Raw genomic sequence first — 11,301 nt, forward strand, 5'->3', positions numbered from 1 at the left:
GGTAGGCTGAACGAGGCGTTAGAAAATGGACAGTAGAAAGAGGCGTCAGGGAGGCGCCACGAAGTCAGCAAGTCAAGGGTCAGAGGTTTATGGAACGGTACGGGAGAATGAACTAAAAAGACTCGAACAATGATATGGACCGTGCCAACGCCTTCGCGACTTCAAGCCGCTCTAACAGGAGGCGTGAGTCGATGGAGGAGCTGCATACAGCCGCGAAGGGGCCCGCTCAAGCAACAGATTTCTCGTATTGGTACCCGCCAGCCCACACCAGAGCCATCATGGAAAAGCCCGAAGCCTTCAAGATCATGGTCATCGACGACTCCAAGACGATTCGGCGCACGGCCCAGATGCTGCTCGATACGCTGGGCTGCGAGGTCATCACTGCGGTCGATGGGTTCGATGCGTTGGCCAAGATCGCCGATAATCGTCCCGACATCATCTTCGTTGATATCATGATGCCGCGCCTGGACGGCTACCAGACCTGCGCGCTGGTGAAGAACCACAGTGCCTTCAAGGCGACCCCGGTGGTGATGTTGTCATCGCGCGACGGTCTGTTCGACAAGGCCAAGGGCCGCATCGTCGGGTCTGATCAATTTTTAACCAAGCCTTTCAGCAAGGAAGAGCTGCTTGCCGCGATCCGGGCCCACGTGCCAGGTTTTGCAGCGTGACATACGCACCCGTCCCTGGCGCGGCCAGGGTCCATACCGCATGGGGAACAGCATGGCTCGAATCCTGATCGTCGACGACTCGCCGACGGAAATGTACAAACTCACCGGCATGCTGGAAAAACACGGCCATGAAGTGCTCAAGGCCGAAAACGGCGGCGATGGCGTCGCCCTGGCCCGCCAGGAGAAGCCCGACGCCGTACTCATGGACATCGTCATGCCGGGCCTCAACGGTTTCCAGGCCACCCGCCAGTTGAGCAAGGACGCCGACACCAACGCCATCCCCGTGATCATCATCACCACCAAGGATCAGGAAACCGACAAGGTCTGGGGCACACGCCAGGGCGCCAGGGACTACCTGACCAAGCCGGTGGACGAAGACACCCTGATCAAGACCCTCAATGCCGTGTTGGCTGGCTGATCGCCCAGGTCATGGTCGAGTCGCGCACCGCCTTCGATCTGCTGCTGGACATCGACCAGCGCTGCCGCTTGCTGGCGGCCGAATTGCCGTCCCAGGAGTCGCGCCTGCAGACCTGGAGCGGCATCGGCTTTCGCCTGGCCGGGCACTGGTACGTGGCGCCCATGGGCGAGGTGGCCGAAGTCCTGCCACAACCGCGCAGCACCCGCCTGCCGGGCGTGAAGCACTGGGTCGTGGGCGTGGCCAACCTGCGCGGCAGGCTGCTGCCGGTGATCGACCTGTGTGCATTCTTCGGCCATGAACTGACCTCGCTGCGCAAGCAGCGGCGGGTGCTGGTGGTGGACCGGCCGGACATGTTCGTCGGCTTGCTGGTGGACGAGGTGGTGGGCCTGCAGCACTTCGGCCTGGTCAATCACGACCTCAGTCTGCCCGGCGGCCTGGACCCGACGATCGCACCGTTCGTGCAAGGCCATTTTGCCCGCGAGCACGCCTGGTGCGTGTTCAGCCCGGCCAGTCTGGTACAGGCCACGGTATTCATGGATGTCGCGCGCTGAACACGCATACTCAATCAACCATTCCAAGCAACGGGCTTTACAGGCGGGGGCCTGCGCAATGATCAAGGGTTTGTCGGGCAATACCATGCAGGGCTCGAAGGCCGGGGCGCAGATTGCCGGGCTGTTCGTGGCGCTGATCGTGTTCATCATGCTGCTGTTCGCCAACTTCGCCTACCTCAACACGCAGTCCAACTACGACAAGCAGTACATCGGTCATGCCGGCGAGTTGCGGGTGTTGTCGCAGCGCATCGCCAAGAACGCCACCGAGGCTGCCGCCGGCAAGGCCGCGGCGTTCCGCTTGCTGGCCGATGCACGCAACGACTTCGACCGACGCTGGGAGTTTCTCAAGGTCGGCGACTCGGCGACGGGTTTGCCAGCGGCGCCGCCGGCCATGCGCGAACAGATGCGCAGCGTGCAGCGCGACTGGGACGGCCTGCGCAAGAACAGTGATGTGATCCTGGCCAGCGAGCAGACCGTGCTGTCGCTGCATCAGGTGGCCGCGACCCTGGCCGAGACCGTGCCGCAATTGCAGGTCGAGTATGAAAAGGTCGTGGACACGCTGTTGCGCGGTGGCGCCCCGGCCAGCCAGGTCGCAGTGGCGCAGCGTCAGTCGCTGCTTGCCGAACGCATTCTGGGTTCGGTGAACACCGTGCTTTCCGGCGATGACACCGCCGCTCAAGCCGCCGAAAGTTTCGGCCGCGACGCCAACCGCTTCGGCCAGGTGCTTAACGGCATGCTGGAGGGCGACCCGGCCATTCGCGTCACCCAGGTGCAGGACCCGGACGCCCAGGCCCGCCTGCGCGAAATCGCCGAGCTGTTCCAGTTCGTGTCCGGTTCGGTGGACGAAATTCTGGAAACCTCACCCGAACTGTTCCAGGTCCGCGAGTCGGCCAGCACCATCTTCAATCAGTCGCAGACCCTGCTCGAGGAGGCGTCGCGCCTGGCCAGCGGTTTCGAGAACCTGGCCAACGGCCGCTCGCTGGATACCATTGGCGGCTATGTCCTGGGCCTGGCCGCGCTGGCGTCGATCATCCTCATTGCCCTGGTCATGGTTCGCGAGACCAAGCGCCAACTGCGTGAAACCGCGCAGAAGAACGAGCGCAACCAGGCCGCGATCATGCGTCTGCTCGACGAGATCGGCGACCTGGCCGACGGCGACCTCACTGTCACCGCCTCGGTCACTGAAGAGTTCACCGGCACCATCGCCGACTCCATCAACTATTCCATCGACCAACTGCGCGAACTGGTAGCCACCATCAACCTCACCGCCGAGGAAGTGGCGACCGCCGTGCAGGAAACCCAGGCCACGGCCAAGCAGCTGGCCCGGGCCTCGGAGCATCAGGCGCAGCAGATCAGCGACGCGTCGGTGGCGATCAGCGACATGGCCCAGTCCATCGACCAGGTGTCCACCAATGCCTGGGAGTCGGCCAAGGTGGCGGAGCGCTCGGTGACCATCGCCAACAAGGGTAGTGAGGTGGTGCACAACACCATCCATGGCATGGACAACATTCGCGAGCAGATCCAGGACACCGCCAAGCGCATCAAGCGCCTGGGCGAGTCGTCCCAGGAAATCGGCGACATCGTCAGCCTGATCGACGACATTGCCGACCAGACCAATATCCTCGCCCTCAACGCCGCGATCCAGGCTTCCATGGCCGGTGAAGCGGGGCGCGGGTTTGCCGTGGTGGCCGACGAGGTGCAGCGGCTGGCCGAGCGCTCTTCCTCGGCGACCCGGCAGATCGAGATGCTGGTGCGGGCGATCCAGGCCGATACCAACGAGGCGGTGATTTCCATGGAGCAGACCACCTTCGAGGTGGTGCGCGGCGCTCGCCTGGCCCACGATGCCGGTATTGCACTGGAAGAGATCGAAGGCGTGTCCCAGGACCTGGCCGCATTGATTCAGAGCATTTCCAATGCGGCCCAGCAGCAGACCAGTTCGGCCGGACAGATCTCGCATACCATGTCGGTGATCCAGCAGATCACCGAGCAGACGTCTTCAGGCTCCGCCAACACCGCCGAGAGCATCGGCAACCTGGCGCAGATGGCCAGTGAGATGCGCCGCTCGGTATCGGGCTTTACCTTGCCCGCCGCCAGCGTTACCACAGAGAAAGCCCCGGAGTGACCATGGCCGACCGTCACGACTACGTCCTCAGCGCCTTGTGCGAAGAGCTGGTGCGGGTCAAGGACAACCTCGACCGCTTCGTGCGCGGTGATCGTCAGCACGCCGACGAACTGGCCAGCCTGCTGGCACCGCTGCGGCAGATCGCCGATACCTTGGCGGTGCTCGGTTTCGGCCAGCCGCGCAAGGTCATCATCGACCAGCTGCTGGTGGTCCAGGGCCTGGTGCAGGGCGCGCGCGAAGCCAACGATGCCGTGCTGATGGACGTGGCCGGTGCCTTGCTCTACGTCGAGGCCACGCTGGCGGGGATGGTCGGCCCCGCCGAACCAGCCGAGCTCGAGGAAGACCGCCTGCCCACCACCGATCTCAAGCAGATCCACCGCCTGGTCATCAAGGAAACCCGCTTTGGCTTGCAGCAGGCCCGGGACATGCTGGTGGACTATGCCGACAGCCACTGGGAGCGCCAGCGCCTGCAAGGCCTGCCACCCTTGTTGACGCAGTTGCGCGGTGCCCTGGCCATGTTGGTGCTGGAGCGCGCGGCGGCGCTGGTGCAATGCTGCGAGGACTATGTACAGGCGCAGCTGCTCAGCGACGTCGCCCACCCGGACAGCGCGCAACTGGATCAGTTGGCCGAGGCCATCACCGCCATCGAGTACTATCTGGAGCGCCTCAGCGACGACCCGCAGACCCCGGCCGAGCGCGTGCTGGATGTGGCCGAGGCGGGCCTGGCGGCGCTGGGCTACCGCCTGGCAGAGGCCGCCACGCCAGCCAAGGTGTCGGTCAAACCGGAAGTGGTCGCGGAGCTTGACCCGCAGCTGCTGGAAATCTTCCATAACGAAGCCTTGAACCACCTCACCAGCCTCAACCGTTTTCTGGCCCTGGACGACAATCAGCAGGGCTTGCCCATCAGCGACGAACTGCAGCGCGCCCTGCATACGCTCAAGGGCAGCGCATTGGTCGCCGGGGTCTTGCCGGTGGCCGAGCTGGCGACGGCCATGGATTTCATGGCGCGTGAGCTGCGGGCTCATCAGGTGCCCCTGGAACCGGTCGATCTGGCGCTGTTGAGCGATGCCGAGTACCTGATGCGCAGCAAGTTGCAGCAGTTGCCCCAGGACCCCTTCTCACCGATTGCCGGCGCGCCGGCGCTGATCGAGCAATTGCAGCAACGCACCGCTGCGCGGCTCGAGTCTGCACGCGAGCATGGTAACCCGCAGGTGCGCGGACGCGATCCGCGGGTGATCGAGCGCTTCCTGGCCGAGGCCATGGACATCCTGCTCGAGTGCGAGTCGCTGCTGCAACGCTGGCAGCAGCATCCTGGCGAACGCCACGAGCTGACCGCGTTGCTCGATGGCCTGACGACCTTGGGCGAGGGCGCCCACCTGGCCGACCTGACCGCAGTGGACGAACTGTGCGAAGCCTTGCTGGACCTGTACGGCGCGGCAGAGGAAAGCAGCCTGGCCGTGGACGCGGGTTTTTTCGCCGAGGCCGATCAGGCCCAGGAAGCGCTGCTCGGCATGCTCGACCAGCTTGCCGCGGGTCAGCAGGTGCAAGCTCAGCCGCAGCGGGTACAGGCTTTGCGCAAACGCGTGGAAGGTGGCCTCGATCCGCAGGCCACGGGCGTGGTACAGCGCGATGGCAGCGGGGTCATCGAACTTGGCGCGGTCAGCGCCAGCGCGGCCGAACCCAGTGTTGACGATGACCTGGTAGAGCTGTTTCTCGACGAGGCGGCGGATATCCTCGACCTGGCCGCGCAGACCCTGCAACGCTGGCTCGTCGACCCCGACAGCGCTGCACCGTTGCAGTCGCTGCAGCGCGACTTGCACACCCTCAAAGGGGGCGCACGGATGTCCGGGATGGACGCCATTGCCGAATTGGCCCATGCCCTGGAGGCCGTCTATGAAGCCCTGGTGCAACGCCGCTTGCAGCATTGCAGTGAGCTGGAGCAAGCCCTGGTGCGCAGCCATGCGCATCTGCGGCTCATGCTCGAGCAGTTGCAGCAGCGCCAGCCGCTGACCGCCGCCGACTCGCTGATCGATCTGCTCAACGGCTTGCGCCAGAGCGAGCCGCTGCCCGCGCCCGCGGATGCCGAAGGCACGCCCGATACCGAGCTGCTGGATATCTTCATCGAGGAAGGCCTGGACATCGTCGAAAGCGCGGGCGCGGCACTGCTGCGCTGGCAAGCCGAGCCCGACAACAGCCTGGAAGTGGAAAACCTGCTGCGCGACCTGCATACCCTCAAGGGCGGTGCACGCATGGTCGAGGTCGGCCCTCTGGGGGATCTGGCCCACGAACTGGAGTCGGTCTACGCCCAGCTGTCGGCCGGCCAGCTGCAAGCATCGATCAAGTTGTTCGGGCTACTGCAGAAAGGTCACGACCGCCTGGCGCAGATGCTCGATGCCGTGCGCTCGGGCACTGCGCTGCCCGCGGCAGGCAAGCTCATCGCGGCCATTCACGACTTCGCCCAGACGGCCGAGCCCAGCGCCCCTGCCGCGCCGCCCAAGGTGGCCGTCGAACCGGGTGCGGTGGAGCGGGGCCCGGTGGATGTGGTCAAGGTCGCGGCCGAACTGCTCGATGACCTGGGCAACCTGGCGGGGGAAACCTCGATCTTTCGCGGGCGTATCGAACAGCAGGTCAACGATGCCCAGGCGGCGTTGCAGGAGATGGAGATCACCATCGAGCGCATGCGCGACCAGTTGCGTCGCCTGGACACCGAAACCCAGAGTCGGATTCTCAGCCGGCAACAGGTAGATGGCCACGGCTACGAAGATTTCGACCCACTGGAAATGGATCGCCATTCCCAGCTGCAACAACTCTCGCGAGCGCTGTTCGAATCGGCCTCCGACCTGCTGGACCTGAAAGAAACCCTGGCCGGTCGCAATCTCGAGGCCCAGACCCTGCTGCAGCAGCAGGCGCGGGTCAATACCGAACTGCAGGAAGGCCTGATGCGTACCCGCATGGTGCCTTTCGAGCGGCTGCTGCCGCGTCTGCAGCGGGTGGTGCGACAGGTCGCCGAGGAGCTGGGCAAGGAGGTCGAGTTCGAGGTCAGTGAGGCGCAAGGCGAAATGGACCGCAGTGTGCTGGAGCGCATGATCGCGCCGCTCGAGCACATGCTGCGCAACGCCGTGGACCATGGCCTGGAGCCGGTCGAAGCGCGCCTGGCCGCTGGCAAGCCGGCCCAGGGGCACATTCGTCTGGCCTTGCTGCATCAGGGTGGCGACATCGTGATCGAAATGAGCGATGACGGCGCGGGTGTGCCGCTCGAAGCGGTTCGCGCCAAAGCGATCAAGCGCGGCCTGTTGGACCCTGCCAGCGACATGAGCGATCACGACGTCTTGCAGTTCATCCTGCAGCCGGGGTTCTCCACCGCGACCAAGATCACCCAGATCTCCGGGCGCGGGCTGGGCATGGATGTGGTCCACGAAGAGGTCAAGCAGCTGGGCGGGGCCATGAGCATCGATTCGCGCCCTGGCCAGGGGGCGCGTTTCCAGATCCGCCTGCCGTTCACGGTGTCGGTCAACCGCGCCTTGATGGTCCAGTGTGGCGACGATCAGTATGCCATCCCGCTCAACAGCATCGAAGGGATCGTGCGGGTCATGCCTGGCGAGCTGCAGGACGCTTACCAGTCCGATCCACCGCGCTATGGCTATGCTGGCCGGGTCTACGATCTGCGTTACCTGGCCACGCTGCTGCACGGCACGCCGTCGCCGTCGCTGGTCGGCCAGATGGTGCCGCTGCCGGTGTTGCTGGTGCGCGCGTTCGACCAGCAGGTGGCGGTGCAGGTGGATGCCCTGGCGGGCTCGCGGGAAATCGTGGTCAAGGGGCTGGGGCCGCAGTTCGCTGCCGTCCCCGGACTCAGTGGCGCGACCATTCTGGGTGATGGGCGGGTGGTGTTGATCCTCGATCTGCTGGCCCAGCTGCGCGCGGCGCAGACCCAACCGCAGCGAAGTGTGCTCCACCACCGCGCCGCCGCGCCCGCCCGACGCCTGCAGGTGTTGGTGGTGGACGATTCGGTCACCGTGCGCAAGGTCACCAGCCGGCTGCTGGAGCGCCACGGCATGCAGGTGCTGACGGCCAAGGACGGGGTCGACGCCATGACGCTGCTCCAGGAGCACAGTCCCGATGTCATGCTGCTGGACATCGAAATGCCGCGCATGGACGGCTTCGAGGTGGCAACCCAGGTGCGCCATCACCCTACGCTCAAAGACCTGCCCATCATCATGATTACCTCACGTACCGGTCAGAAGCACCGGGAGCGGGCGATGGCCATTGGCGTCAACGAATACCTGGGCAAGCCCTATCAGGAAAGCCATCTGCTGGCCTGTATTGCCCACTGGAGCCGCCAGCATGCTTGATCGCGCCATCGGTCGCCGCGACAGCCTGACGGCGCTGCTACTGCCCTTGGCCGAGCGCACCTTGTTGCTGCCCAATGTCGCCGTGGCCGAGCTGATTGACTACCTGCCCGGCGAGCCGGTGCTCGGCGCACCGCGCTGGCACCTGGGGATGATCGAGTGGCGCAATCTACAGCTGCCGTTGATCAGCTTCGAGGCGGCCAGCGGCGGCGAAGCGGTGATCGGCGAGCGGGCACGCATCGTGGTGCTCAATGCGCTGGGTGCGTCGGCGGTGCGCTTCATGGCGGTGCTGATCCAGGGCGTGCCGCGCTCGTGCAAGGTGGACAGCCAGTTGAGCTATGTCGATGTGCCGCTCAAGCCGCTGGAGCTGGCGGCGGTGCAGATCGGCGACACGGTGGCGCGGGTCCCGGATCTGGTGGCATTGGAGGAAGTGGTGGGCGAATGGCGCGGGGATCTGCGGTAAATGGCTCCCTCTCCCCCAGGGAGAGGGCTGGGGTGAGGGGACCATCCACCCCAAATCCCAAACCAACCCTACTGGCACATAGCTATTTGACCTTTACACTCCGCTCCCCGCCCGGCACTCTGATCCACGCCACCGACACCAGGGCCTTCCAATGCTCAAACGCAGCCTTTTCGCCTGCCTCGCCGCACTCACATTGCTGAGCGGCACCGCCGTGCGCGCAGAGATCCCGGCAGGCTATTCGATGGTGCTGCTGACGGAAAACTTTCCGCCCTACAACATGGCCACCAATGGCAAGAACTTCGCCCAGCAGGACAACATCAAGGGTATCGCCGCCGATCTGGTGCGCGAGATGTTCAAGCGCGCCGATATTCCCTACAGCATGACGCTGCGCTTCCCCTGGGATCGCATCTACAAGCTGGCCTTGAACAACCCGGGCTACGGGGTCTTCGTGACGGCCCGGTTGCCCGAGCGCGAGCAGGCCTTCAAATGGGTCGGGCCGCTGGGGCCGGACGACTGGATTCTGCTGGCGCGGGCCGACAGCACCATTACCCTGGAAAACCTGGAACAGGCCCGACCCTACAGGATCGGCGCCTACAAGGGCGACGCCATCGAACAGACCTTGACCACCGAGGGCATGAACCCGGTCATCGCGCTGCGTGATCAGGAAAACGCCCACAAGTTGCAGGAAGGGCTGATCGACCTATGGGCCACGGGTGATCCGGCAGGGCGGTATCTGGCGCGGCTCGAAGGCGTGGCAGGGCTCAAGACCGTACTGCGCTTCAACAGTGCGGAGCTGTTTCTGGCCCTGAACAAGGACACCCCGGATGAGGTAGTCAAACGCCTGCAACAGGCGTTGGACGAGATGCGTAAGGAGGGGGTCGTGGACAAGGTGTTTGCCGAGTACCTGTAGCGGGCAGGTCGGGACTCTTCATGCTCAGCGGTTCATGCTAAACGGTTCATGCTCAACAGCTCCTGCTTAACGGTAAATCCCACCCCTGCCATGGGCCTCGGTGGCCCGATTGCCACGCTCGCCGATCATCTGCCGAATTGGAATCCACTCCACCCCCTGAGCCTTGAGCCGGGGCATTTCCCGTTCCAGCACGTCCAGGGTCTCGCTGTAGGGGTGACCGATGATCACCACCGTTCCCTGCTTGCGCGCCAGTGCCACCGCTTTGTGCAACTGGCCGGCAATGGCCTCAGGGGTACGGGTGTCATCCAGGAACACGTCCCGGGACAGGCTCGCCAGGCCGATTGCCTGAGCCTTGGCGGCGGCCACCGTTGCAGCACTGGTGCGGCTGTCGACGAAGAACATGCCGTGTTGCTGCAGCTCGCCCATCAACAGGGCCATGGCCTCGGGTTGGGAAGTCATGCGGCTGCCTTCGTGGTTGTTCAGCCCGGCGGCGTAGGGCACGGCACGCAGCGCCGCTTGCAGGCGGTTCTGCAGTTCCGCTGGGGCCAGATCAGGTCGCCAGGCGAAGGGCCCGGTGGCCGGGTCCATGGGCATGTGCACCATCACCGTCTTGCCGGCCTTGTGAGCCTGGCGGGCAAAGTCGGCGGCGTGGGGTGTATCGGGCATGATCGCCAGCGTCACCGGCCCCGGCAGCGCCAGGGTACGGCTGTCCCTGGCCGGGGACTGGCCGAGGTCGTCGATGATCAGCGTCAGGTAGGCCGGTGCGGCCTGGGCCACGCTCGCGGCCACCAGCCCCAAGGTCAACAGCAAAGCACGCCACATATCAGTTGCCGCGGGTCACGCTCAGCCCTTTGAGCAAGCTCAGGGCCTGGCTCAACTGGAAGTCGTCATCCTGCGGACGGGCCTTCTTGCTGCCCACAGCCTTCTTGCCGGTGGGCCGGTCAGCGCCGCCGTTGCCATTGCCCAGGTGCCCCTGCAGGTCGGCTTCCTTGAAGCTTTCGACGTCGGCATCGCGGGTCACCTTGCCCTGGCGTACTTCGACGTCGGGGATGATGCCCTGTGCCTGGATGGAGCGACCGTTGGGCGTGTAGTACAGCGCAGTGGTGATCTTCAGGGCGCGGTCGTTGTTCAGCGGCAGTACGGTTTGCACCGAGCCTTTGCCGAAGCTGTCGGTGCCCATCAGGATGCCGCGTTTCTGGTCTTGCAGGGCGCCGGCGACGATTTCCGAAGCCGAGGCGCTGCCGCCGTTGATCAGCACCACCAATGGCACTCCTTCGCTGGCATCGGCAGGGTCGGCGGAGAAACGCAGCTCGGAATTGGCGATACGGCCCTTGGTGTAGACGATCAAGCCCTTGGTCAGGAAATGGTCGGCCACCTCCACGGCGCTTTGCAGCACGCCGCCTGGGTTGTTGCGCAAGTCCAGGATGATGCCCTTGAGCTTGCCGCCGTTGTCCTTGCGCATCTTGGCCAGGGCCTTGCCGACTTCCTCGCCGGTCTTGACCTGGAACTGGGTGATGCGCACGTAGCCGTAGCCGCTCTCGAGCAGCTGCGCCTTGACGCTCTTGACCTGGATGGTGGCCCGAGCCAGGGTCACGTCGAACGGCGTGCCGCCATCGCGAACCAAGGTCAGGGTGATCTTCTCGCCGAGCTTGCCGCGCATCAGGTCGACGGCTTCGGTCATGCTCAAGCCCTGGGTGGGCTGGTTGTTGATCTTGACGATCAGGTCGCCCGCCTCGATACCGGCCTTGGAGGCCGGCGTGTCGTCGATGGGCGACACCACCTTGATCATGCCGTTCTCGCTGCCGACCTCGATGCCCAGGCCG

General features: G+C 64.8%; 8 protein-coding genes and 1 pseudogene. 7 read left to right on the forward strand and 2 right to left on the reverse strand.

Annotated features, from left to right (window positions below):
- Positions 1-278 precede the first annotated feature (278 nt).
- From pilG to B3397_RS14665, 7 genes and pseudogenes are all read left to right on the forward strand, one after another.
- Complete coding sequence (gene pilG / locus B3397_RS14635) at positions 279-668, forward strand: twitching motility response regulator PilG (RefSeq protein WP_414704392.1); 390 nt, start codon at positions 279-281, stop codon at positions 666-668.
- Positions 669-720: 52 nt separating this feature from the next.
- On the forward strand, positions 721-1,086 hold the full coding sequence (pilH, locus tag B3397_RS14640; RefSeq protein ID WP_296251313.1) for a twitching motility response regulator PilH: 366 nt from the start codon (positions 721-723) through the stop codon (positions 1,084-1,086).
- Positions 1,087-1,097: 11 nt separating this feature from the next.
- The gene (locus tag B3397_RS14645) at positions 1,098-1,637 is read left to right on the forward strand and encodes a chemotaxis protein CheW (RefSeq protein ID WP_296251315.1); all 540 of its coding nucleotides are present in this window, start codon (positions 1,098-1,100) and stop codon (positions 1,635-1,637) included.
- A 58-nt stretch (positions 1,638-1,695) separates the two neighbouring features.
- Positions 1,696-3,759, forward strand: coding sequence for a methyl-accepting chemotaxis protein (locus tag B3397_RS14650; RefSeq protein ID WP_296251316.1), 2,064 nt, complete (start codon positions 1,696-1,698; stop codon positions 3,757-3,759).
- A 23-nt stretch (positions 3,760-3,782) separates the two neighbouring features.
- A pseudogene (locus B3397_RS14655) lies at positions 3,783-8,108 on the forward strand (Hpt domain-containing protein); the annotation flags it as partial.
- Positions 8,101-8,568, forward strand: a complete 468-nt coding sequence (locus tag B3397_RS14660; RefSeq protein ID WP_296251317.1) for a chemotaxis protein CheW — start codon at positions 8,101-8,103, stop codon at positions 8,566-8,568. The pseudogene B3397_RS14655 and the gene B3397_RS14660, both read left to right, overlap by 8 nt.
- Positions 8,569-8,719: 151 nt before the next feature.
- Positions 8,720-9,478 (forward strand): substrate-binding periplasmic protein, encoded by a 759-nt coding sequence (locus B3397_RS14665; protein ID WP_296251318.1) that lies wholly within the window; start codon positions 8,720-8,722, stop codon positions 9,476-9,478.
- A 66-nt stretch (positions 9,479-9,544) separates the two neighbouring features.
- Here the strand turns inward: B3397_RS14665 and B3397_RS14670 are convergent, their stop codons facing one another.
- Together B3397_RS14670 and B3397_RS14675 are read right to left on the reverse strand one after the other, a co-directional pair.
- A complete protein-coding gene (locus B3397_RS14670) occupies positions 9,545-10,300 on the reverse strand; it encodes a divergent polysaccharide deacetylase family protein (RefSeq protein ID WP_296251320.1) in 756 nt (251 codons plus the stop codon).
- A 1-nt stretch (position 10,301) separates the two neighbouring features.
- Positions 10,302-11,301, reverse strand: a 1,000-nt coding sequence (locus B3397_RS14675; RefSeq protein ID WP_296251321.1) for a S41 family peptidase, incomplete at its 5' end; no start/stop codon positions are given.

The organism is Pseudomonas sp. UBA4194 (assembly GCF_002379585.1).
In the GTDB taxonomy this organism is placed as follows: domain Bacteria; phylum Pseudomonadota; class Gammaproteobacteria; order Pseudomonadales; family Pseudomonadaceae; genus Aquipseudomonas.